Origin of the sequence: Bacteroides sp. RTP21281st1_H5_RTP21281_210402 (assembly GCF_040918965.1) — a bacterium.
Lineage (GTDB): Bacteria > Bacteroidota > Bacteroidia > Bacteroidales > Bacteroidaceae > Bacteroides > Bacteroides congonensis.
The window spans coordinates 106,846-131,306 of sequence record NZ_JBCOWR010000008.1; the positions used below are offsets into that span (position 1 = coordinate 106,846).

At 42.8% G+C, this 24,461-nt stretch carries 18 protein-coding genes; 3 read left to right on the forward strand and 15 right to left on the reverse strand.

The window, feature by feature from the left end:
- Nucleotides 1-53 precede the first annotated feature (53 nt).
- Nucleotides 54-1,031, reverse strand: coding sequence for a TIGR01212 family radical SAM protein (locus tag AB5443_RS13390; RefSeq protein ID WP_277133064.1), 978 nt, complete (start codon nt 1,029-1,031; stop codon nt 54-56).
- 480 nt (nt 1,032-1,511) lie between these two features.
- On the opposite strand from AB5443_RS13390, the gene AB5443_RS13395 reads away from it, so the two are divergent.
- On the forward strand, nt 1,512-5,864 hold the full coding sequence (locus AB5443_RS13395; protein WP_277133015.1) for a hybrid sensor histidine kinase/response regulator transcription factor: 4,353 nt from the start codon (nt 1,512-1,514) through the stop codon (nt 5,862-5,864).
- A gap of 94 nt (nt 5,865-5,958) precedes the next feature.
- Complete coding sequence (gene xyl3A, locus AB5443_RS13400) at nt 5,959-8,550, forward strand: xylan 1,4-beta-xylosidase (protein ID WP_368113927.1); 2,592 nt, start codon at nt 5,959-5,961, stop codon at nt 8,548-8,550.
- Between the two features lie 667 nt (nt 8,551-9,217).
- Here xyl3A and AB5443_RS13405 read toward each other — a convergent pair.
- The 9 genes from AB5443_RS13405 to AB5443_RS13445 all read right to left on the reverse strand — a co-directional run bounded on the left by AB5443_RS13405 (nt 9,218) and on the right by AB5443_RS13445 (nt 14,335).
- The gene (locus tag AB5443_RS13405; RefSeq protein ID WP_277133011.1) at nt 9,218-9,565 is read right to left on the reverse strand and encodes a hypothetical protein; all 348 of its coding nucleotides are present in this window, start codon (nt 9,563-9,565) and stop codon (nt 9,218-9,220) included.
- A gap of 83 nt (nt 9,566-9,648) precedes the next feature.
- Complete coding sequence (locus AB5443_RS13410) at nt 9,649-10,374, reverse strand: DUF4262 domain-containing protein (RefSeq protein WP_277133009.1); 726 nt, start codon at nt 10,372-10,374, stop codon at nt 9,649-9,651.
- 17 nt (nt 10,375-10,391) lie between these two features.
- Nucleotides 10,392-10,805, reverse strand: coding sequence for an SMI1/KNR4 family protein (locus AB5443_RS13415; RefSeq protein WP_022137783.1), 414 nt, complete (start codon nt 10,803-10,805; stop codon nt 10,392-10,394).
- Nucleotides 10,806-10,872: 67 nt separating this feature from the next.
- Nucleotides 10,873-11,187 carry a hypothetical protein gene (locus tag AB5443_RS13420; RefSeq protein ID WP_022137784.1) on the reverse strand — a complete coding sequence of 105 codons (315 nt, stop codon included), beginning with the start codon at nt 11,185-11,187 and terminating at the stop codon, nt 10,873-10,875.
- 82 nt (nt 11,188-11,269) lie between these two features.
- Nucleotides 11,270-12,196, reverse strand: a complete 927-nt coding sequence (locus AB5443_RS13425) for a hypothetical protein (protein ID WP_277133006.1) — start codon at nt 12,194-12,196, stop codon at nt 11,270-11,272.
- 292 nt (nt 12,197-12,488) lie between these two features.
- Nucleotides 12,489-12,917, reverse strand: coding sequence for a hypothetical protein (locus AB5443_RS13430; protein WP_022137787.1), 429 nt, complete (start codon nt 12,915-12,917; stop codon nt 12,489-12,491).
- 89 nt (nt 12,918-13,006) lie between these two features.
- Nucleotides 13,007-13,513 (reverse strand): DUF2262 domain-containing protein, encoded by a 507-nt coding sequence (locus AB5443_RS13435; protein WP_022137788.1) that lies wholly within the window; start codon nt 13,511-13,513, stop codon nt 13,007-13,009.
- Nucleotides 13,514-13,609: 96 nt separating this feature from the next.
- On the reverse strand, nt 13,610-13,888 hold the full coding sequence (locus AB5443_RS13440) for a hypothetical protein (protein WP_368119612.1): 279 nt from the start codon (nt 13,886-13,888) through the stop codon (nt 13,610-13,612).
- Between the two features lie 141 nt (nt 13,889-14,029).
- Nucleotides 14,030-14,335, reverse strand: coding sequence for a hypothetical protein (locus tag AB5443_RS13445; protein ID WP_022137790.1), 306 nt, complete (start codon nt 14,333-14,335; stop codon nt 14,030-14,032).
- A gap of 223 nt (nt 14,336-14,558) precedes the next feature.
- On the opposite strand from AB5443_RS13445, the gene AB5443_RS13450 reads away from it, so the two are divergent.
- Complete coding sequence (locus tag AB5443_RS13450) at nt 14,559-14,765, forward strand: hypothetical protein (RefSeq protein WP_022137791.1); 207 nt, start codon at nt 14,559-14,561, stop codon at nt 14,763-14,765.
- A 142-nt stretch (nt 14,766-14,907) separates the two neighbouring features.
- Here AB5443_RS13450 and AB5443_RS13455 read toward each other — a convergent pair whose 3' ends face one another.
- From AB5443_RS13455 to AB5443_RS13475, 5 genes are all read right to left on the reverse strand, one after another.
- Nucleotides 14,908-16,485: a glycoside hydrolase family 28 protein gene (locus AB5443_RS13455; RefSeq protein ID WP_368113932.1), complete on the reverse strand. Its 1,578-nt coding sequence runs from the start codon at nt 16,483-16,485 to the stop codon at nt 14,908-14,910.
- 27 nt (nt 16,486-16,512) lie between these two features.
- Entirely contained in the window at nt 16,513-18,927 is a 2,415-nt protein-coding gene (locus tag AB5443_RS13460) for a pectinesterase family protein (protein ID WP_368113934.1), read from the reverse strand.
- Nucleotides 18,928-18,968: 41 nt separating this feature from the next.
- Entirely contained in the window at nt 18,969-20,822 is a 1,854-nt protein-coding gene (locus tag AB5443_RS13465; RefSeq protein WP_368113936.1) for a fimbrillin family protein, read from the reverse strand.
- Between the two features lie 63 nt (nt 20,823-20,885).
- Nucleotides 20,886-22,538 carry a DUF5123 domain-containing protein gene (locus tag AB5443_RS13470; RefSeq protein WP_368113938.1) on the reverse strand — a complete coding sequence of 551 codons (1,653 nt, stop codon included), beginning with the start codon at nt 22,536-22,538 and terminating at the stop codon, nt 20,886-20,888.
- A 20-nt stretch (nt 22,539-22,558) separates the two neighbouring features.
- Nucleotides 22,559-24,460, reverse strand: a complete 1,902-nt coding sequence (locus AB5443_RS13475) for a RagB/SusD family nutrient uptake outer membrane protein (RefSeq protein WP_368113939.1) — start codon at nt 24,458-24,460, stop codon at nt 22,559-22,561.
- Nucleotide 24,461 lies beyond the last annotated feature (1 nt).

A 24,461-nucleotide genomic window follows, 5' to 3' on the forward strand; every position in this document is an offset into this window, starting at 1 on the left:
AAGTTACATTAAAAATCTCTCTCACCACCCGATATTCCCCAAATAGGAATTGTTCAGGTAGTAAATTTATCGTCTGCAAAATTAATCCTTTTTTCCGAATCCTTGTACTTCTTGCCTTGATAAGCACCTCTTTCTTTCATTCTTTTTTGTAAACGCGCTACAAATTCATAATTTTTCAGTCCCCAGTCAGGAGCTATTAATAAATCTTTAGGAGATTGGGAGACAAAGCGTTCCACTACTATATGGGGACGAAGATGTTCTACATAGTCAATCACTAAATCAATATATTCATCTACTTTCGCAAACAAATGAAAATCAACGGGATTCTCAGCATATTCATGAGCCATGCGCGTGCCGCGAATCAGTTGCAACTGATGAATTTTCAGAGTGCTCAACGGCAGTTCCGACAGGATTTCCGCCTGTTCCACCATCGTGTCATGTGTCTCTCCCGGAAGTCCGAGGATGACATGTCCGCCCGTCAAGATACCACAAGCAGCAGTCCGCCCGACCGCTTCTGCTGTATCCGCATAAGTATGCCCCCTATTTATACGTTGCAGAGTTTTGTCGCAAGTACTTTCTATTCCATATTCCACCATGAGAAAAGTATGCCTGTTCAACTCTTCCAAGTAGTGCAATAAGCCTTCCGGCATACAATCCGGACGCGTTCCTATCACCAAACCTACGACATCTTTCACCTCTAGCGCCTCTTCATACTTACGTTTCAGTCCTTCCAATTCCGCATAAGTATTGGTATAAGCCTGAAAATAGGCAAGATATTTCATTTCCGGATATTTATGGGCGAAAAAGCACTTGCCTTCTTCCAGTTGGGTAGCGATGGATTTCTCCGTCCGGCAGTAATCCGGATTGAAAGTCTGGTTATTGCAATACGTACAGCCGCCCCACCCTTTCGTTCCATCCCGGTTGGGACAAGTAAAACCTGCATTCAATGATATCTTTTGTACTTTGTATGGAAAATACTTACGCAAGAAAGTAGGAAAATCATTATATAGAAAAGAAGTTGGCATATTCATTCTGTTCATTCATTATTTAATCTACAAACATAAGAAAAATCAGCGAGGTAAAAAAAGATGCCCCAAAATATCTTTAATATATTAAAATAATCATAAAGACCATAAGATAAATTAATAAATATGGTAATTTAAAAATCTATTTAATTAGCTTTGCCTCGATTTTAGGCATTGACGGGAGGATACTTGTGAAAGTCTTGTGCAATTTATTCCCCAATTATGATTTCATCTCACCATACCCCATGCAACTCTCGTCAATAAAATTATCCTCTTTATGTTCCTAATAAGAATATAAAGAGGATTTTGGTTTAAATAACTGTCGTTTCTTTAAGTTTCAATAAAGCACCGGAAAGGGGGCGATAATGCAATCAACATAAGAGGAAAAAATAATCAAAAAAGAGGATAATTCGTTCAATCCGCCTTTCCTGTTTTCTTTTCCGGTTTGTTTTATTTATTTTTGCTTGGACATTAAAAACAACTACTATGAAACGGCTCATCACTCTATCTTTTATCCTGCTGGCAGCGATTGTAATCATCGCCCAACCCATCTGTCAGGTAAAGCATTTCTCTGTCAGTGACGGTCTTGCCCAAGGAGTGGTAATGAGTATTTTACAAGACCGGAAAGGGCTTGTATGGTTCAGTACATGGAACGGGCTCAACAAATTCGACGGTTATACCTTCAAGACTTATAAGACTTCACAAGAAAGTGCCTATGCATTCGGTAGTAACCGTATGGGAATCATATCAGAAAGTAGATACGGAGATATATGGTGTCCCACTTACGACGGGCAGGCCTGCCTTTTCGATGTCGAAACCGAGAAGTTCATAGATGTTCTTCAACCAATAGAGCGTTCTACCAAACAAACGAATTATGTCACACGCATTTATTCGTTGAAAAAAGGTATTGCCTGGATTCTCTGTGAAAACGGATATGCATTCAGGGTAGACGAACAGTTGTGCAAAAAGGGAGAAGGCATCACACTCTACGCTACTTCCAGCCACAACCTGAAAGGCGACCAGATAGTCAACGTTTATCAGGATTCGGAAGAAGATGAATGGATACTGACCGACAAAGGTATTTCAATCATAGGGAAGAAGACATTGGATACCGACTTCCCCTTCCAATTTATCACGCAGATAAAAGAAACCATCTACCTGATTGCGGAAAATGACAAGTTAGCCAAATATGATTTCCACACCAAGAAACTGAAGTTCGTAGATATCCCTTATCCGCACGGCAAAATAAATAACGTGACCGCCTTGGGAAAAGAGATGCTGGCATTGGGGACGGATAACGGATTGATACTCTATTCCACCCGGGAAGACAGCTTCCGGCAGATAGATATCCGCACCACCACCCAACTCTCCAATTATGTGGAAACGGTCTATCAAGACCACTTTGGAGAACTCTGGATATTCTCCAAAGACCCGGGAATCATTCATATCAACCTCACTACCAACGAAAAAGAACACCTTTTCACTCCCAAAGATGAAATCATCAAACATGGGCGCAAAAGCCGCAAACTTATCTTTGAGGATAAAGCAGAGAATCTATGGCTGCTTCCCACCGAAGGAAACTTCTGCTATTACGACAGGAAGGAGAAAACCCTCAAACCGCTTCTTACGGACATCAATAATCCCAAGTCTATTTTCAGCCCGTTAGTCAGGTCTTATACATTGGACAATCAGGGCAACTGCTGGTTTGCGACAGCACGCGGTGTAGAAAAGCTATGCTTCTTCCCGCAAAGCTATCAATTCAACCTGACTGACTATGAAGCGGAAACACGTGCCTTTCTACGTGACAGCAACAACCGCTTATGGACGGCATCCAAGTCGAACTATATTCAGATATACGCACCTGACGGTACTTTGGAAGGTTATCTGTCCGCCCAGGGAAACATCGTCAAAGAAAAGCAACCGTTCTACAACGGAGTATATTCCATTTTGGAAGATAAAAACAATAATATATGGTTGGGGACGAAAGACATCGGCCTTTTCCAATTAAGGAAAACAGGGACAAACCATTACTCTATCCATCATTTTGAACATCAGCCTGACAATCCTTACAGCCTAAGCAGTAACAGTATCTATGCCATCTATCAGGATAGCCGCAATCATATCTGGGTAGGATGCTATGGCGGCGGATTAAACCTGCTCACACAAGCCAAAGACGGCAAAATATCCTTTATCCATGGCAACAATGAACTGAGGAACTACCCCATAGCCTATGGCATGAAAGTGCGGAACATCGCCGAAGCACCGGGGGGAGTTATCCTTGTGGGAACGACCAACGGGCTGCTCACATTCTCAAACAACTTCGAGCGCCTGGAAGAAATCAAATTCTACCGGAATATCCGCAGGCCGGGAGACAAGAACAGCCTCAGCGCCAACGACATCATGCACATATACACCGACAAGAACCAGACTACTTATATCATTAGTTTTACCGGTGGAGTAAACAAAGTCATATCTGAAAAGCTACTCAGCGAGAATATCCGGTTCAAGAACTATGACAAGAATAACGGACTGGCTTCGGATTTGGCACTTTCGATGATTGAAGATACACAGAACCAGTTATGGGTTGTTTCGGAGATAGCCCTCTCCAAATTCAATCCCGCCAAAGAAACATTTGAAAACTACGAGTTGAGTTCTATTTATCAGGAGTTTAATTTCTCGGAAGCGATTCCTGTCATCAATGCCCGTAACCAGATAGTATTAGGGACGGATAAGGGATTTCTTGAAGTCTCTCCCGAAAAGATGCACAAGAGCGGATATGTTCCGCCTATTGTGTTCACGGGGCTTAAGATTCAGGGACACTCCACGGATTATTCCATCGACAACCTGAAAGAACTGGAACTCGAGCCGTCGCAACGGAATGTCACTTTCCAATTCGCCGCGCTCGATTATGTGAATCCGAAAGGCATCTTATATGCCTACCGCCTGCAAGGACTGGAAGAAGAATGGAACGAAGCCGACAATAACCGGTCTGCAAGCTATATCAACTTACCCGCAGGCAAATATCAGTTACAGGTAAAATCAACGAACAGTGACGGCGTATGGACGGATAATGTACGTACCATGTCCGTACACGTACTTCCCACCTTTTGGGAAACCTATTGGGCATGGCTGCTCTATTTCGTCCTGTTCATACTCTTCACAGCCACAATCGTATATGTACTGTTCTACATCTACCGGCTGCGCCACAGGGTCGATATGGAGCAACAATTAGCCAACATCAAATTGCGTTTCTTTACCGACATTTCCCATGAGTTACGCACCCCGCTGACTCTAATCAGCAGTCCTGTAACGGAAGTTCTGGAGAATGAGCCCCTTTCACCTTCCGCACGCGAACATCTTACGTTAGTGCATCAGAATACCGAACGTATGCTCCGGTTGATGAACCAGATACTGGATTTCCGCAAGATTCAGAACCAGAAGATGAAGCTGTTGATAGAAGAGACAGACTTGGTGCCGCTCCTGCAAAAAGTTATGAACAACTTCAGGCTGATAGCGGAAGAAAAGCACATCAACTACCGGTTACATACCAAGGTTGAATCCGTATATAGCTGGGTGGACAGGGATAAATTTGAAAAGATATTCTTCAACCTGCTCTCCAACGCATTTAAATATACGCCTGCCGACAAGTCGATAACAGTCAGCATCTCGACGAAAGAAAAGACAGTGGAGATAGAAGTGGCGGACGAAGGCATCGGCATCGCGGCGGAAAAACAACACTCCCTCTTCCAACGCTTCGAATCATTAGTAAAACAGAATATCCTGCAACCGTCTTCCGGCATCGGCCTGTCTCTGGTAAAAGAAATGGTGGAAATGCATCACGGCACTATCGAAGTGGACAGCCAACCCGGTACTGGCAGCCGCTTCACAGTCATTCTGCCTTTGCAGAAAGAAGTATTTGAAGAAGATGGACAAGTCGAATTCATCCTGAATGACAGCCTGGACTCAACCCCTCACCCCGCCGACAGCATGCAAGCTATCGAAGAGACAGAGGAAAAAGAGGAACAGGAACGCAATTCTGACAATTTCTCCATACTGGTCGTAGAAGACAATGAAGAGCTCAAAGCCTTTTTGAGGAATATCCTGTCGGAGAACTACACCGTCATAACGGCATCCAACGGCGAAGAAGGACTGCAACGTGCCGCCGACAATCTGCCCGACCTTATCATCAGCGACGTCATGATGCCGGTTATGGACGGACTTGAGATGGTCAGATTAATCAAAGAGAACAACAATATCTGCCATATCCCCATCATCGTTCTGTCCGCCAAAGCATCTCTGGACGACCGCATCGCCGGACTGGAACAAGGCATAGATGATTATATTACCAAGCCTTTCAGCGCCACCTACCTGAAGACACGCATAGCATCCCTGCTACGCCAACGCAAAGCGTTGCAGGAAATCTATATGAACAAACTGATGGAAGGCAAAAACTCTTCTTCCGCCGCTCCCGTTGCCAACTCCCTCACCCCGTCTCAACCGCAGATAACCCCATACGACGAGCAATTCATGGAGAAAGTGATGGAATTTATGGAAGAACAGATGGACAACGCCGAACTCACCATTGACGAATTTGCCGAAAAATTAATGCTAAGCCGCACCATCTTCTACCGCAAACTGAAATCAATCATCGGGCTGACACCCGTAGACTTCATACGCGAAATACGTATCAAGCGTGCCGTCCAGCTGATTGACAGCGGCGAGTACAACTTCTCCCAAGTAGCCTACATGACAGGCTTCAACGACCCGAAATATTTCAGCAAATGCTTCAAGAAAGTGATAGGAATCACACCGTCGGAATATAAGGAAAAGAAAAAGTAAATAAATACTCCTTTTCTACCGGATATTACCCGAAGAAACAACGGAAACCCCGTACTATTGCAGTCTCAAATCTAAAAACCAAAAGAAACAGAAAATGAAAAAGCAATGGATTATCGCCTGTCTTACCGGAATATTCATGATGAACGTGCAGGCACAACAACCAGAAAAGTATCCCTACCAGGACACAAAGCTGACTGCTGAACAACGGGCAGACGACTTGCTTCAACGTCTCACACTGGAAGAAAAAGTCGCATTGATGCAGAACAACTCCCCCGCCATCCCACGTCTCGGCATCAAGCCTTACGAATGGTGGAACGAAGCGCTCCACGGAGTGGCGCGCGCCGGACTGGCTACCGTCTTCCCGCAAGCAATAGGCATGGCGGCTTCTTTCAATGACGGACTGCTATACGAAGTGTTCGACGCCGTATCCGACGAAGCACGTGCCAAAAACCGCGCCTTCAATGAAAGAGGACAATACAAACGCTATCAAGGACTGACCATGTGGACGCCCAACGTCAACATCTTCCGCGACCCGCGTTGGGGACGGGGACAAGAGACCTACGGCGAAGACCCCTACTTGAGCGGACGCATGGGAATGGCGGCGGTAAGAGGCCTGCAAGGGCCCGAAGACGCTGAATACGACAAACTTCATGCCTGTGCCAAACACTTTGCCGTACACTCCGGCCCTGAATGGAACCGCCATAGTTTCAATGCCGAAAATATCGCTCCGAGAGATTTATGGGAAACGTATCTTCCCGCGTTCAAGGAACTCGTGCAGAAAGCGGGAGTAAAAGAAGTGATGTGCGCCTACAACCGTTTCGAGGGTGAACCCTGCTGCGGCAGCAACCGCCTGCTCACCCAAATTCTCCGTGACGACTGGGGCTTCGAAGGTCTTGTTGTCACCGACTGCGGAGCTATCGGAGACTTCTTCCAACGTAAAAAACATGAAACGCATCCCAACGCCGCACACGCTTCCGCCGATGCCGTACTGAGCGGAACCGACCTCGAATGTGGCGGCAATTTCAAAAGCATAACGGAAGCCGTAGCGAAAGGGCTTATCTCCGAAGAGAGAATCAACACGTCCGTCAAAAGACTGTTGAAAGCCCGTTTTGAACTGGGCGAAATGAACGGGACTCATCCGTGGAGTGAAATCCCCTATTCGGTAGTAGACTGCCCCAAGCATAAAGAACTGGCTCTGAGGATGGCACACGAAAGTCTGGTACTGCTTCAGAATAAAGGAAACCTGCTCCCCCTGAACCGCAAGATGAAAGTTGCCGTTGTCGGCCCGAATGCCAACGACTCGGTGATGCAATGGGGCAACTATAACGGATTCCCGTCACATACCGTCACCCTGTTGGAAGGACTGCGTGCCAAACTTCCCGAAGCACAAATCGTTTATGAACCCGTCTGCGGATATACAAACGATACCACCCTGCACAGCCTTTTCAACCAATGCAGCATCAACGGGAAAGCGGGATTCGACGCCACTTACTGGAACAACCGCGAATATAAAGGTGAAATAGCCGCTACCGACCATCTGTCCACTCCTTTCCACTTCAGTGCAGAGGGTTCTACAGTGTTTGCTCCGGGAGTGAGACTGAAGAATTTCACTGCCATCTACCGCACCACTTTCCGTCCGGCAGACTCCGGCGCGGCAACTTTCCGAATCATGAGCAATGGCGGACTCACCCTATTCATCAACGGAAAACAAGTGGCCGAAGGAACGAACATCAAAAATCCCGCCAACCTGTATTCGTTCAATTTCGAAGCCGGCAAGAGCTACGACATCGAGCTGCATTTCATTCAGGTGAAAGATAACCCTTCACTCAATTTCGACCTTGCCCGACTTACTCCTATGGATACACAGGACATACTCGACAAGCTGAAAGATACAGATGTCGTTATCTTTGCCGGTGGCATCTCTCCCTTATTGGAAGGTGAATCCATGAGAGTGTCCGACCCCGGATTTAAAGGCGGCGACCGCACGGAAATAGAACTGCCCGCCATCCAGCGCGAAGTTCTGGCTCTTTTGAAAAAGAATGGTAAAAAGACAGTATTCGTCAACTTTTCTGGCTCGGCAATGGCAATCGTGCCCGAGACACGGAACTGCGACGCTATCCTGCAAGCATGGTATCCCGGACAGGCAGGCGGAACAGCCGTTGCCGACGTACTCTTCGGAGATTACAATCCTGCCGGACGTTTGCCCGTCACCTTCTACAAGAATATGCAGCAACTGCCGGATTATGAGGACTATTCAATGCAGGGGCGCACCTACCGCTTTATGCGTGAAACTCCCCTGTATCCTTTCGGCTACGGATTAAGTTATACCCGCTTCTCTTATGGAAAAGGCAAACTGAACCAGTCGAAGCTACACAAAGGTGAAAAAGTTATCCTCACCATTCCAGTAAGTAACATCGGGCAGAGAGACGGTGAAGAAGTTGTGCAAGTATATATTTCGCGTCCTGACGATAAGGGGGGCCCGCAAAAGACACTTCGCGGTTTCAAACGGGTCAACATAGCCAAAGGCAAGACGGAAAATATAACAATCGAGCTTCCCTACGAATCATTCGAATGGTTTGATACCGCCACCAATACGATGAATCCTTTGACGGGAACATACAAGGTGCTTTATGGAAGCAGTTCAGCCGCCGACGATTTGCAATCACTCCCTATAAAGATTTTATAATTTTACCCTCATGCCCTCATAAGCTACTTCAATCCCTTTATTCATCGGGGTTGTAGCTATGAGGGTAAACTATGATAGCACCCTGATAGTAAAAGTTACCCTCATACACAAAAATTACCATATCCAGAACTCTGTCATCTGATTTACAGGGTATTAATAGTTATCATGCCAAGTATTAACACTCTACATCCCAACTATTAATAGTTGAGAAATCAGGTATTAATAGCTGATAAATGATGCAATACTACCCAATAAATGATTCAGCATTACTTGAAACAACAGATAGAATAGCCTACAACTCTAAAGCAAAAAGTACATCTTATAGGATAACAACTTGTTTGCTATAGGGCGACAATCTGTTTCATGCTTTGAAACAATGTGTTCAGAGCCTTGAAACAAAGTGTTTCACCCTATTAAACAGTTTGTTTCAAGCGCTTGAAACAAATTTAATCTACTGCCAACCCGAAAAGTAAAGCATTTAATACGGTTGTTATCTAATTCCCGCCAATTTAATTGTTTGTACTCCAAAAATATCTATATTTACAATAAATGGCGAAAATTAACCGCCGTGAAATTAACCGTCGTTATTTTTAGGAGACACTATGAGATTTTATACATCTTCTGTTGAAGTTCCAAAAGTTCCTTTTCCATTTCTTTATCGTTTTTATTAAGGATAGTTATCTAAGAAACCATTCGCTGTTGGATATTTCACAAAAAAGAGAATATAGTCTTCATGAATTTCTAATCTGAAAACAGGCAAATTATTATCTTCCAATTTCAGTTGATATTGTCTTATTTGACCTTCTATTTCATCTGCAAGAAACGGACTAAAAGCATCTACACATTCATAAAGCTCTCTACACAAACCTCTTAATTTTGGTGGAAATAGACTTTTCACCAATCGCGCTTCATAATAATACTCAATATCATTATGCTCACATATATTTTCAATATAAGCATAAACAGTATTTTCTGTTTGAGAAACTATTTTATCTGTTTTCCATTCCAAACTCATAATTTTCTTAGATTAAATGAATGACAATAATTTGCAAATAGCTGACTATTAAGGCAGTCCATAGGCTTATTATCGGTATCTTTTTATTCGTTATCAGATTCAATATAATTTCGTTCCCATTCATCTTCAATAGATATTCGATGAGCTTCTTCTCCGTAGTCCAAATCAAAAACTTCATTCAAAGTTGCATCTTTTAGAATTAATTCTTTCAGAGCTACTAATTTAATATCTTTCCCGGTCTGCTCTCCGGTTAAAAACTGCCAGTCCCCGTCAGAATTATGAACCACATTTAATATCGGCTTACTTTCTTCCAACCATTGTTTGGTTGTAAAGACACCTAAATTTTCACTCTCAAAAAATTTAAAATCATAGTTCCTGTCCAATAGTGGTTGTTTAAATTTGAGATTGCTATCGAAATTTTCATCCCACGGAAAACAACCGTTCTTATCAGTCCAGATAAATTCTAAAACAGGAAATACGAAGTTATAATAATCAAGAGCGAATCCAACATAATCATTCAAACTCCGTTTATCTACTTGCAGAAAATAATTACTTCCATTCTCCAGAAAATCGCAATACAATTCGTTTGGCTGTACGATATTTCCATTTAGTACAAATTTACCAACTTCATTTACAATTGAATGAAGTATATCTATCGAGAGTCCGAAAACAATTATTTCCGGGTGTTTACATGTTTTCCATAATCCAATACTATACGCAAATGAAGGAAGATAATCCGTTGCTTCAATCAGAATGACCGAAAAACCATATTTATCAATATCCGAATTTATTTTTTCAAACACTTTCATATCATTATTATTTTACGTTATACTACATTTTGCAATTTATCGAAATTAAGATAAACAGCCTTGCCTAGAAAATCGTCAAAAGAAGGTGCTATGTACTTGATAGAAGCCATATCTAAATCTCCCAAATCCACCCTATATATACTATTGTCAGGCAGATAAAAAATATATCCAATATCACCATCCATGCCAAATGCCAAATACTCTTTTTGAAGATATTTTTGTATTCCATAATCATGATTGTAAGCAATAATATCTTCAATAGCCCATATATAAATGTAGTTATCTCCTAACTTACCCTCACCACCATTGCTCCATAACAAAAAACTTTTGTACTGTTTTGGCAAGGTTGTATTTAGCTGCTTTTCTACATCTTCAATAAACGCAGTATTTGCACCATCCTTTTTATACCATTTACTTTCTATTACTTCCATATTGTTTTTATTCCCAGTTCTAATGTTTAGTGACTAATCGACCTTTCAGGGCAGTTTATACCTATTGTTAGTAATCTATTTCACTTCCACTTAATAATGTAATATTTCCCAGTCTTTTATATTCTCTTTCTAAATCTTCTTTTGTGAATAGATAATAGTTATCCTCAAATCTTGGCAAATCATATCCCTTTACAAAAGACAAGAAAGAAAATATCTTTTCATCGACTTCTATACCATGTTTATCATTATCATCCAAAATTTGTAATAGACCATCAGCTTTCACAGAAATTGCATTTCTGACACCTTCTGAGTTATATTCTTCGTTATCAGGTAACGCTTTTAGAACTTGATAAAAATTTGTTATTTGCTGTTTGAGTTTCATTCTTAATGGTTTAAATGATTGGTAATGGGTTGGTGAGAAACTGCATTTAGCTGTTTACTCGACCTTATTACCGATATTTAATTTATAATTTATATAAAACATCCTTACCTCTTACTAAGTAGTTTCCATCATTTGTCACAATTTTAATTTTTAGATTATTTTTTCTATTGTAGTGCTTGAGATTCTTGAATATAATAGGCATTTGCATCAGCAAATCAACATTCCCATCTAAAATATTTATATCAATATATCCATATTTCAAACTATTCAAATTGGAAAAAAAGGAAGTGTCTTGCATTGTCCCACAATTTAATAAATATAAATCTTTTAGATTATGAAGTTTATACAATATCGAATAATTCGAGAAGCTCTTGCAATTTCTTAGCGCCAGCTCTTCCAAATTATCTACAGAACTATTAATACCTTCAATAGAACTTAAGTATCGACTGTTCTCAACTGTCACGCTTTTAAGGGACTGACATTCTGATAAAGCATTCAAGTTTGTTATAAATGAATGATTGATAAGGAATTTCTCTATTTTGATATTGCCAAAAGGTGCAAGATTACTTTCTTTATAGTTGAATATATAAAGCTCTTTTAGTTTATCAGCCTTTCCAATATTGACAATGCTGAGATTAGTAGCATCGTAACTCAAATAGGTTAGGTTCTTTAATCTGCAAAAATCAATTTCACCATAAACTTGGGAATTAGTGTGGAAATATTCTAATGTTTCCAATTCATTCAAGAAAGTTATATTCACCTTACTTTGAATACCCTTTATTTCCAACCCCTTTAATGGTATATTTTTAAGTAATGCCAGTTCTTCCTCACTCAAATCCAAAACAACTTCTATTTGGTTAATGCCATGTGCTATTGCATAGTCTATTCCTTTCTTATATGTAGCCTTTTTATCTAACAGTAAAACTTGATAAGGGATATTTTCTTCCCTTGAAAAGTCATTCAAGCAAAAATAGAAACCATCTTTCTTTTTATACAATAACTCTGTCATATTATCTGTTGTTTATTTTTCATTTTATCGGTAATGTTTGGCGGATAATCGACCTTTCAGGGGCCCATCATCACTTGGAAAATCAAACTCGCAACCATTATAGCTGTATGTATTTGAAGAATATTTCATTTCATCTCCTTTGTTTACAACAATATGTAGTTGAGAAATTATAAACGATTGCATTTGTTGTGTCGTCAATTTTTCCGAATTGATAATTATATATGACTTCATTCTTTTCTATTTTTCTCTGCATTATTTAAAAATACGAATAATGAGACTCAACTAACTGCGTTTAGCTGTTAAGATGATTGTTACCAATGTTTTGTTTGGGGAAATAATATAAGCTATCAACTTTGTTTTCCAAGAAATACAACTCTATGTTGCCAATTCTTACAGAATCATTTTGTGAAAGATTAGTCTTAAAATTATCTTTTACAGCATCTATATGTTTCCCCAGAATGAATATATCGTCAATAAATTCAATATTGATATTTTGCTTTTCTCTATTTATTTCGCTTTCTTCAACCATAATATATTGACACACATTATTTGCTTTATTAAAAGAAAACTCAATCTTATATTCAAGTGAGTAAGCTACCATAAGATGATGATGTTTTGTTTCAAACAAATCATCTGACATATTTTTGACAGCATCAATATTTATCAATTCTTTAACTATACTTTTACCAGAAAGCAACTCTGATGTCTTTATCTTATACATAGCTTATATTATTTTCGTAATTCACATATTGGTAACGTTTAGCAAATAAACCACCTCAAACGTTTCATATGTTTGTTAACAACCTATATTTATCCCTCTAATCCATTACATTCACATTCAATTTTACCGTTTTTTATTATTAAGTTATACCATATGACATGACCTGTATAGTAATCAGGAATACTGTTTATATACATATCTATTATTCCTTCTTCAATAGAAAAAACGATAGATTGTACTCTTAAACTATTACAAAAATCGGTTTGGGTTATAGGTAAAAATACTTTCTCTTTATCTATTGTCAAATAACAATCTTTTTCATCTATTACTTTAGAATCTTCGTCTTTCATCCATTCTTCTGCAAGTAATATCATTCCTTCCTCTATTGCTGCTTCAGAACAGGATTCCCTGTTATTATTTACCCATAATAAAACAGCTTTAATGATAGGCGAGATAGATACATTGTCTATTTCTTGTTTACTCAATATTTTAATACGGGGTTGACTATTCCATATTGAAACATGGAATAAAGAACTGAACGGTTTATTACCTTGCAAAAAATCCTTTTCGGTTAGTTGTTCTATTTCTATTACCATTCTATTTTCATTTTATGGGTTGATAATTGTTTGCAGCTAATCGCCATTTAAGACGATTGAAGTATGTGTGTACCGATATTTTCCTTCTGAATTATCCTATTCCACTAAAGATTGTACCATACTTTCGTAGAGTTGTTCACGCAACTGACTCAGTTTACTATTTTCATCTATGCAAATGACCCCATTTCTCACTAAAACCAAATCATTAAATGACCCCATTCCGCCAAATAGACTTTTAATTTTTCTTAGCCAATCCCATCGGGAAGAATAATTGTCTGCATACAACCTTTTGAGATTAGAAGCCCAGCCATGTTCACCTGTAATTTCTAATAATTCTATTATTTCTAAAAGAATTTCTCTTATTTCTTTTTCCATCTTTCCTTTCATGTTGACTGCCAATAATCGGCTATATTACAGATTCTATTTTTTCAGCGTTCTGCCATTAAGCGGTTGTACTGTTGTTATTTAGGCTTCATTCCTATTTTTATTATAGTGTACCAACCGGTCTTCTATTATCTAATAGTTTTCAATAATTAGCTGTTTGTTACCGGTTTTTAATTTTATAGTAGCAACCTTTCTGCCACCATAGACATCTAATGAATCTATTGTATTCAAAATTTCATGTGGTGCATGGTCAAACAAGAAGGATACTAAACAATCACTTACATATTTACCGGGTTCAAGTATGAAATTTTTTATACTCCAGTTTGAAGGAGCTACTTGTGGCAAAACAGTTACAGCATAACAGATTTCTTGTTTAGGAAGAACAGATAATCCACCTTCTTCTTGTTTTAGCCAATATATCTTTCCTTCTTTTTCCATTACTCCTTATTTAATTGATAGTATTATGCCAACAGCAGTCATTTACACTGTTATATTTCTAAGTATTTGCATTGTTATGTGCTTGTTACAACTACCTATATTTGCAAATATAGGGATTGTTTTTTGCAAAAGCGTATTAAAGATACAATAAATGATTGGAGAAGCTAAAGAACTTTCTTATCTTTATGTTCGTTAGATATTTAATAATGAAAGGAAAATAGTTATGGATACAGCAATGAATCAAGGCGTTTTTTTGAGCATACCGAAATCCGATATAAAGTTCTTCAAAGAACTTGCTAAAAAAATGGGATGGGATATTGATATAAGAGAAGACTTTTTGAAAGACTATATAGCATCACGTCCCCAAAAAGTAAATCTTTCGGAAGAAGAAATTCTAGCTGAATTAAACGCCACAAGATACGGGGAATAAAAATAATTATTGATACAAAAGAACTAAATGTTATCATACCAACACATTGTGGTACACCATTCATAAAAATACAGTACATAATAAAAGGGAGATATCAGGTTGTCACACCCAAATCCCCCTTTTTTAACTATCCGACCGACTATCAATTCTTTGTAAGCAGCCGTTTTTCCGAAATCGTTCCGTATTCTTCGCCGTTGATAGTAATACCTGTTGTATTCTCTATCTGTATCATCGAATCGTCGGGAGTTTCTATATCCACGTTCTCTATGTTAATCTTTGCGACTTTGTTAATCACAATGCCTTGCTTCGCACCCGTCACCACCATATTCTTTATGGATATGTTCTCAATCGGCATTTCGGGAAGCCCGTTCAGATACACTGCCCGTCCGGCTCCCTTGCAGAACACGTCCGAGATGTGTATGTTCCTGAATGCCGGAGTTTCTTCGGTAACATCCGGCACAGGCTCACCCGGAGCACCTTTGGCGGCATAATACAAGTCGGCAATCAAGGCATCATTCGGGATGTCTATCATGTTGATATTGTTGATATAGATATTCTCCACAACACCGCCACGACCGCGCGCACTCTTGAACCGCAGCCCTACGTCCGTACCGATGAAAGAACACTCGGACACATATACGTTCTTCACGCCGCCGGACATTTCGCTGCCAATGACGAATCCGCCATGACCGTGCAACACGGTATTGTTTCTCACAATCACGTTCTCGCAAGGCTCTCCACGTCTGCGCCCGTCTTTATCCTTTCCCGATTTCAGACAGATTGCATCATCGCCCGCATCGAAGAAACAGTTCGTTATCAGTACGTTCTTGCAGGATTCCACATCCAGCGCATCCCCATTCTGCGAATACCACGGATTGAACACCTTTACATCATTCAACGTCAGGGATTCACATGACAAAGGATGGAGACACCAACTCGGAGAATTTTTGAACGTCACTCCTTCCAAAAGTATTCTCTTACTCTTCACGACACTCAGCAGAACCGGGCGCAACCAGCTTTTCATTTCTTCCCACTCTTCAATGCCGATGTCCGGACGCTTGTTTCCCCAGTCCGCCATAAGCACAGATGCTTTCAAAGCCCCTTCGTTGGGATACCACACCTTGCCGCTTTCGTCTACTTTCCCACCGGATTTCAACAGCTTGTTCCACTGCCCTTCCGTCATTTTGCTTTTCTTTACAGGACGCCACTTGTCACCCGCACCGTCGAAAACGCCATGACCGGTAATGGCTATGTTCTCTGCGTTCACTGCCGAGATAGGTGATTGGCAACGCTTGGTATCCAGCCCTTCAAACGAAGTAGTTATAATCGGATATAAGGAAGTATCACCACTAAATACTACAAGGGCGTTCTTTTCCGCATGCAGGTTGACATTGCTGAGAAGGACGACAGGCCCCGTCAGCCATAGCCCTTCCGGGATAACCACCCGACCGCCGCCTTTGTCGTGCACCGCTTTGATAGCATTATTTATTGCTTCCGTATTCAGCGTCACGCCATCGCTCTTCGCACCAAAATCACATATATTCACCTGATAATCAGGAAAAGCAGGACGTTCCACGACGGGCATGGAGAAAGGCAGGTTGGCATATATAGCTTTCAAGTCCTGCCCTGTCCCTGCCGCCTGCGGGGCGGGATGCTGGCAAGCGCAAAGGACGCTTAGGATGGCTGGTACAAGACCAGCCATTTGAATCAATCTATTCATATCTTTTTTACCTTAATATATATTGAACTATTTGAACCAGTCGGCGTCGGTATAGCCGTCCCAACTCATGATGGTTTTGCGTGTCCCAAAGTATTGGTTGTACTGTTCGTCACTGAGTTGCAGCACAGTGTTGCGTACTGCTGCCGGAATAGACTCGTAGAGATTGGCTCCCGATTCCGTCTTACAGTTGTAAAGTTTGCAGCCGGTGGCGACAGTAGGCACTGCCGGAGTAAGTGGCTTGTTTTCACCCACAAAGTTGGCACCATATATATCGGCAAACGTACAATTCAAGAAAGTGAGGTTATCCGGTTCGTACTGGTAAATCAGGGTAGAACTGGTGACACCCGCGCCCACAGTGAAGCGGCTGTTCAGGAATACATAGCCCAAGTAGCCCTCTCTGACGCGTGCCTGCATTACGGCACGTGTGCCGGTAGGTGCATGAAGCTGGCAGTCTTCAAACAGTACTACTTTGCCCGAACCCCAGATAAAGTCGGTAGCTCCGGCTATGAAGCAATCCTTGAACCAGTTGTAGCCACCACCCGGAAGCAGGGTATCCTGAAAACTCAACACACGGCAATTAATGAAAGCAGACGACTTGTTGTTGATATAAAGCGCTTCCGCCTGACCATTCTTGCCCAATGTCCATCCATAAGCATTTTCTATCGTCACATTCTCGAAGCGAATCTTGTCGGAGTTTCCATCGAGCATCATCATCGAACGGCCACCGGACTTGGAAATTACAGTACCGACCGGGGCAAACTGGTCGATGTTGATTCCCGCACCTATACCACCGTTAATGTCATTGCTGTTATCGTATTGGATATTGACAGCCGTATTGTCGCTCGCATTCCCTTTCACAGTGATATTGGTCTGGTCGCGCAAGTAGATGATTTCCTGATAGATACCATTATCCATTTGGAATGTCTTGGGAGCATTCAGGTCGATGTGCGTCGCACAGAAATCAATAGCGCCTTGCAGGGTATAGAAGTCAGCGTTGGGGTCGGTATGGCTAATCTTCAGTTCATAATTCGGTCCTGCCGGCATCGGTGCGGGCTTGGTCTTGAAAGTCCATGCACGACCGTATATTCCACGGAAGTCCGTCTGCTTCACGGCAGCCTGGTCTATCGTCACATAATATTCGGTATCATATTGTAGGCGTTGTTGATGAGGTTTGATAATGAAATCGTTGCCTTCCACTCTTACCGGATAATAGTTTACGATACGGCGGCTGACGGAAGAACCCGTAGGCGTGACACCGATAATATCCATCCATGTATTCAGTGTAGTCACACCATCTTTAATAGACTCCCTGCGGTCTGACAGGCTGATTTCGTCTACCAGTTTATGGTCACTCATACGATAGATACGGATAAAGCCGCTTGTGCCAAGCTCGGGCGCAGCACCCTCGAACGATAGTTTCAGTTCGGTATCGGCAAGTACTTGCTGCGTGCCGTCGGCAGGCGTCAGGCTGTATCCGGCAACGGGTGTCTTATCACCGTCGGCTGTGCCATCCTCATTGCTTCCGTCTTCCCAGGGAGCAGATGAGTTTCCGCCGTCTACATTCTCGAGACGTCCCATTTCTACAAAACCGCTGTCGTCAATGTAGAGTGCAAAGGTATAGCTGTAGCCTTTGTGAAATTGTGGAAGCGCAATGTCCAAATTGGTGAATATCCACTCTTTCTCCCTGTTATCCAATACAAAAGAGACTTTATAGGTATCCTTCAACGCCGATGGAAGAACGATGGCCTCGTAAAACCCTGTCGTGGCATTATGATAAGGAGTGATAGTGGCGACAGAACTTTCGTCCAATGTCAGTACATCGGTCTGTACATTGAATGAAGCCGCCGTCTGCATCCCTTCAATCCGTACGTTGCTCACTTCCAACGGTTCTTTCTCCATATTCACGAATTTCAGAATCACTTTAGACAGACGATGCGTAAAGTTCAGCGCGATATGGGGAGCAGTCTCTTCGGAGTAAGTATAATCCTCGTTCGTAGCAGCATACAACAGGTCGCAGGCGGTGCTGCCCTTTCCTTGTGCCGCCAATTGTACGGGATAGTCAAAATTGCGCATATCGGCAGTGTATGGATAGTACGCCACGAACTTTACCGGTACTCCATCGTTCTGCACTTTTAACGGTGCGGTAGAAGTGAAAGAAACCGATGAGCCTTCTTCAGAGCAGATATATGGCACGTTCACTGTCTCTACGGCAGGTTCAAGCGTTTTCGCGTCCAACACGTACGCCCCAATCTTATCACCCTCATTCCATGACGAACCGTCTTGAGTGACACGGGTTGAGAAAGCAGTGAGGTCTACGCCGAATGTGACCTCGCCCGTAGCAGAGGGTTGCTTGATGCCCGTTTCCTGCTCGTCGTCCGAGCAGGAAAGGCAACACAAACTACCTGCCAATAAAGGGTATATTAATGAATGAAATAATTTCATAACTGGATTGTTTAATCAGTATTACAATAATGTATCAAAGATTACCGGGCACTCTTGTACCAACGCGGGTCACCTGCCTGTGCGTCAATCTTGAGTTTGAAGTTGCCGTTTGCGGGGTCTTCAAAGAGTTCGGAGACGGTCATAGAAGTATTTACCCAAGCATTGGGGAAAGTACTTGCATCTACAGGATTTCCGTGTACATTCACTACTGCCAATTTTCCGTCTTCGGAAGCAGCCGCATAATTACCGGAGAATGCCTGCACATTCATCTTATACCCGATATTAGGATTTTTATCTACGAAACAAGCCGAAACATTATTCCTGTAATATAAATTACCATTGTCATACCTGCTTTCAAAAGGAGTTGCAGTCAAACCGACCAAAGTACAGTTCTCTACAGTTACAGCTACATTATTGGCATCTTTTACGTAAACAGCACGCTCTGTCATATTGTAAAGTGTAGAATTAGTGATAGTGATTGCTTTAGAACCATAATAGTTGAAAACGCTTTTCATATTCGCAAACTGGCAGTCATCGATTAGCACGGCAGAAAGCAGGTTTTGCGCTCCATTATCTCCATCCGACCAGTCGCAAACAGTCTTCATATTATTGAAGTTACACTTCTTCAACTCAATGACAGCATCCACCGCGAGTTGGGCAGTTTCATTGTTAGTCAGCAAAGCCGTCAAGTTATCACCCGTAATATCCAGATTGTTCAACGCAACCTTTTGCAGACCAGTATGTTGAATTTGTTTCAGGTTCAGCTTAACCTGTTCTTCAGTATCACCAATCAACAATAATTCGTTTACCTCTTCGGGCACAACCATTGCGTCGCTGAACGTATAACCATCCGCATTGGCGGCAAAAACCAACGCAACCTTACCGGAAGCACCGGACAATACGGTTGTCAAATCTTTTTCCGCAGTAACCGCTTTCTGAGTATAGTCGGCAGGTATAGCCTCATTTTCGGAAACTTTATCACCGTCGCCGTCTTCGCTGCCACCATCACCCCAAGGTGTGTTGCTACCGTTACCACCACCGATTTCTCCGGTGGTTTCCTTGCCTACCGTGATATTGAAAGTATATTCATAGCCTGCCACAAACTTATCAATCCGGCTGGTTTCGGGCACAGTGTACTGATACTTGCTGCCGTCTGCCATAATAGTGAGGGACATCTTGTTTATCACCTCTTCGGCAGGCAGCATAATGCCAATGAATGACTTACCGTCTTTTTTCTGCAAGTCGACAGGTTTCGGCGTATCCATATTTGTCAACGTACCGTCAATCAGGTTGAAAGTAGCCGTAGTATTCATGCCGCCTACTGTCACACTCGTCACATTCGATACATTCTCATTCGTTATGTTGACACGCAGAAGCACCAACTGATGATGGAAAGTAAACGCCAATCCACCGGCCAACAGGGATTCCGTAGACTGATTGGCAGCCTTTGCCCACATTAAATCGTGGGCAGAGATACCATCGGACTGTTCGCCCAAGTCTACCTTATAAAGTGCCGCTGTGGCATCAAGCACATCGGCAGACGTGGTATGCGGATAATAAGCCACAAAATTAACAGGCATATCATAGATAGCTATCCCCGGAGTGGAAGAGAAGTTCACTGTACGTCCACTGCCAATTGTGGTATATTTCACGTTAAGAGCATCGTTCAATACATTCTTGTCCTCCGTGTCGAACATATAGATACCTATCGCGTCTTCGCTTTCCCACTCACTGGTTTCGCTATTCAACCGTGTAGAAAAACGGTCATTACCCGAACTGACGGAACTAAGCCTTTTCTGACCGTCGCCATCCGTAAAAGAACTTTCATTAACTTCGCTACAAGCTACTGCCAAAGTACCGGCAACTGCCAGAAAAAACAAATGTTTCAGATTCATACTATTATATTTTAGTTTATTTCTACTCATATTATTTCATTAAATAAATCTCTGTTTATTTTCTTAAGGTAACCAACGCGTATCACCGGCACGACTGCTTACTATCGGAGACGAAGTATCTTTAATCGTCAAGTCTCCATTAACCGGGTCGGCAAACAATTCGGCGGCCGTAATGTCGAGGTCGGTAGCGTTCATATTCTTACCACCCAGTAAATAGTCTGATGTAGTATAGTTGTCGGAGAAGGTGGTAGTGGTATTCGCACCGATAGCAAACAGGTCACCACAAGGAGATGCCAGTAAGATTCCCTTCATTACCAGTTCGGAACCTACGGCAGACTCTATGTTAATCAGACGTTGGTTGCGGCTGTAATTGTAGATAGTCACGTTCTTAAATTCCAAGTAGACAGGCTTATCCATATAAGGAGCATAGAACAGATTCCCCCAACCATAGCCGTTCGTTCCGTCATTGTCATTGCTGAACGTACAGTTGCGGAAGATGGCACGGTCTAACTGGTCATAAGACACTCCGTTATCCTTGTTGAAAGACTGAAGATTAACCAAACCATATGCACTGGTTTGCCATCCGCAACCTTCAAAACGGCATCCTTCCATCTCGAAGTTCATAATGTGCTTGGCATTGGCAGACTGATGACGCCAGAAACCACGGCGGAGACTGATAAAATCACAATTTACAAAGCTGACATTTTCTATCGTGTACGGTTTGTCGGAATTCATAAAGTAATTATTGTTGGCTTCGTGGCGGAATTCTATATTATCAAATTCCAGACTGGCAAGATAAGAACCCTCTGCCACGCTCCAACTACCCTCTAAAATAACAACAGGCTTGACACCGTCACGACTACCTGCCAAACGGAAACCTTTCATCAGAGTGAACGGAGTGATGCGATAGGAAGAACCTGCCGGCAAGTAGTATTCCGTTCCTTCGGGCACTTCGGGGTTAACGTCGTTATTCAGCAACATAGCGGACAAGTCATCGTCCAGACCTACCTGTATGGACATTGCCGACGGCCCGGCTGTACGGAAAGTAACCTGATTGTAAGGTTTGTCATACTTACGCGGTTTACTGGTATCATACAAGTTGACAGCGTACAGCGTATTCTTGGTGAGACCGTCCACTTCAGCGTATCCCTGCATCATTTCTTCGATAGTCAGATAGCGGCTCACACCGGACAGGGTGGTATCCATCATAGGCATGATGCTTATACTATCCACCGGATTCTGTTTGTTGTCTTTCTTCCAGCGAATCACAGCCGATGATTCCGTAACCTCGGTTTTGGAGACATCTTCCACCAGTTTGGCGTACTCCGGACGCGCTTCGGTAGAAGCACTGACGTAGCTCCATTGTGAGTTGTTTTCAGTTCGGGCAGCATTGCTGCGCACACGGATATAGAAAGTCGTCCCGTAGGGTATATCGTCAATGAACACATAAGGGTCGGTGGTTTCCAGATTCATGAACAAATCCGTGTGATACTGATCCCGATAGAGTTCCACTGTATAAGAGGCGGCATCGTTCACTTTATACCATACCAATGTCACAGAGTTTGCCTTCACCTCCGGTTTCTCCAATACAAACCGGGGCTGAAACAAGTCGTCCACCTTGGCGTATTTGTAATCTTCCTCACAGCCCGCAAGTAAAGTGCCGCACAGCAGTACAGGCAGCATAGCCGTAGCAAGTTTTCGTAATATCTTTATCATAACGTTTTGTCTTTTACTGATTAGTATCCATAATAGTTCCGAATCAATCCGCGATGGTCTGTTATGACCTTGGAAGGATAAGGACACAGGTATCTCACAGGGTCGGTAGGTTTCACCAACTGGTCGTTGTTCTTGTTAATAAATCCGCGGAAGCTCCATGAAATGGCATCCAGTGTCTCGTAAAGTTGTGTCTCCTTATTCAACACTCTCCATCCCAACGCATATTCCAATACCGTGTAGCCGGCAGGACGACCTACACCGGGGCCGTATTCGTCGATACCTACAATATCCAGCACCATCCTGTCCGGATGTTCAGGGTCTTCCACTTGCTTGTAGTAGATGTTGGTCGGTACTTTCTCAATGCCCGGAACGTATCCTCCCCGTGCCACGACACCCCAGTTAACCATCTCGTTATAAAGATTATAGATGACCTCACCATACTTGTTCCAACGGGCAAGGTCGTACTTGCGGATACCTTCTCCGCCAAATTCCCACTTACGCTCGTCCATAATAGCTTGGAAGAAGTCCGCCTCGTTGGTCAGGGTTTCTACATAGTTCTCCACTTTGTCCGTCCATTGAGCCGTATCGAAAGCACGGCGGCGGACACGTTTCAACGCTTCTTTGGCATCATCGCGCGGGCCGTAGAGTTCGTTCACGGCCTCAGCATACATCAGCAGCACATCGGCAAAGCGCATACGCACGCTGTTGATACCTGTGTTCGAACCACTGGAAGCACCCAGCGGAGACTGCATATAGAGTTTTGACCATTTGCCTGCCCCCATGCCGGTTACGCCCATATCAATCTCCTGATTCAGGTCTTTGTCATATTTATAAGGCACGCAAGTCATGCCGCGGCGCAAGTCGTCCTTGTCAAACGAGTAAACGTAAGTCCCGCAGAAAGTTACGTAATTGCGGGCACTGCCATAGGCATGTTTCCCTTCCGCGATAGTGACACCGATATTATAACCGTAGCGGCTTGTGACGCTCTTCAGCATCGGGACGGCAAAAAGCACATCGTCATTGTTGGCTGTCTTCCAATTACACTCGTTCACCCACAGGTTCTCAAAACTTTGGGTAAGGTCGTGCTTGCTTTCTTTAATCACCTTGCCCAGCCAAGTGACGGCAATCTCATAATAATGTTCAAAATTATCGCCACGTTCCATATAACCGACATGAGTCACGTCCTCTTTGTCGGCACGAAGCGTCCAACCGCCACGGTAGAGGGCGAGTTGCCCGATAAGCGCCTGGCAATATTCACGGGAAGCACGCTCCACGCCGTAATCCAAATCTGCGGCATATTTCATCATCGGTTCCGCGGCTATCAGGTCATTTATCAGATATTCCAGAATAACATTACGGTCGGTAGTGCCCAAGCTGAAGAAGCTATCCGTAGATTCGGTCGGTTCGGTGACAAACACGACATCTCCCCATGTGCGAATCAAGTCCAGATAGAGCATGGCACGAAGCGTTTTCACTTCTCCATACATCTGTTGTGTCTCGGTAGGAATGTCACCGGTGACTTTGGCGGAAAAAAGCGGTGACTCCTGCACAGCCTGCAAAAAGTCGTTGGCATAGTTGATGGCGTAATACAGGTTGTTCCATGTAGCGTTCAATACCGACCATGTGGGACGGGAGTCAAAACAGCCGATGTCCGAACCGTTGGTATTGACCGTATTGTTCTTGAACGAGCTCATCTCCACATCGGTATTCGTATTCAAGCCGCTGGCAAGGTTGCTGCCGTACAATCCGTCCTCCGTCATGGAAGAGTAGATGCGCGTCATCAACGCCTTCATTTCCGCCTCGTCGGAGAATATGTACTCGGGAGTAAAACCGGAAGCCGGCTGCACGTCCAGAAAATCATTGCAGGATGTCAGGGAAAGCATGCTTCCGGCAATGAGTGAATATATCAGTTTCTTATTCATA

Bases quoted from the DNA above. Each gene is read 5' to 3' on its own strand.
- AB5443_RS13390 (WP_277133064.1), bottom strand. From the start codon at position 1,031: ATGAATATGCCAACTTCTTTTCTATATAATGATTTTCCTACTTTCTTG.
- AB5443_RS13395 (WP_277133015.1), top strand. From the start codon at position 1,512: ATGAAACGGCTCATCACTCTATCTTTTATCCTGCTGGCAGCGATTGTA.
- xyl3A (WP_368113927.1), top strand. From the start codon at position 5,959: ATGAAAAAGCAATGGATTATCGCCTGTCTTACCGGAATATTCATGATG.
- AB5443_RS13405 (WP_277133011.1), bottom strand. From the start codon at position 9,565: ATGAGTTTGGAATGGAAAACAGATAAAATAGTTTCTCAAACAGAAAAT.
- AB5443_RS13410 (WP_277133009.1), bottom strand. From the start codon at position 10,374: ATGAAAGTGTTTGAAAAAATAAATTCGGATATTGATAAATATGGTTTT.
- AB5443_RS13415 (WP_022137783.1), bottom strand. From the start codon at position 10,805: ATGGAAGTAATAGAAAGTAAATGGTATAAAAAGGATGGTGCAAATACT.
- AB5443_RS13420 (WP_022137784.1), bottom strand. From the start codon at position 11,187: ATGAAACTCAAACAGCAAATAACAAATTTTTATCAAGTTCTAAAAGCG.
- AB5443_RS13425 (WP_277133006.1), bottom strand. From the start codon at position 12,196: ATGACAGAGTTATTGTATAAAAAGAAAGATGGTTTCTATTTTTGCTTG.
- AB5443_RS13430 (WP_022137787.1), bottom strand. From the start codon at position 12,917: ATGTATAAGATAAAGACATCAGAGTTGCTTTCTGGTAAAAGTATAGTT.
- AB5443_RS13435 (WP_022137788.1), bottom strand. From the start codon at position 13,513: ATGGTAATAGAAATAGAACAACTAACCGAAAAGGATTTTTTGCAAGGT.
- AB5443_RS13440 (WP_368119612.1), bottom strand. From the start codon at position 13,888: ATGGAAAAAGAAATAAGAGAAATTCTTTTAGAAATAATAGAATTATTA.
- AB5443_RS13445 (WP_022137790.1), bottom strand. From the start codon at position 14,335: ATGGAAAAAGAAGGAAAGATATATTGGCTAAAACAAGAAGAAGGTGGA.
- AB5443_RS13450 (WP_022137791.1), top strand. From the start codon at position 14,559: ATGGATACAGCAATGAATCAAGGCGTTTTTTTGAGCATACCGAAATCC.
- AB5443_RS13455 (WP_368113932.1), bottom strand. From the start codon at position 16,485: ATGAATAGATTGATTCAAATGGCTGGTCTTGTACCAGCCATCCTAAGC.
- AB5443_RS13460 (WP_368113934.1), bottom strand. From the start codon at position 18,927: ATGAAATTATTTCATTCATTAATATACCCTTTATTGGCAGGTAGTTTG.
- AB5443_RS13465 (WP_368113936.1), bottom strand. From the start codon at position 20,822: ATGAATCTGAAACATTTGTTTTTTCTGGCAGTTGCCGGTACTTTGGCA.
- AB5443_RS13470 (WP_368113938.1), bottom strand. From the start codon at position 22,538: ATGATAAAGATATTACGAAAACTTGCTACGGCTATGCTGCCTGTACTG.
- AB5443_RS13475 (WP_368113939.1), bottom strand. From the start codon at position 24,460: ATGAATAAGAAACTGATATATTCACTCATTGCCGGAAGCATGCTTTCC.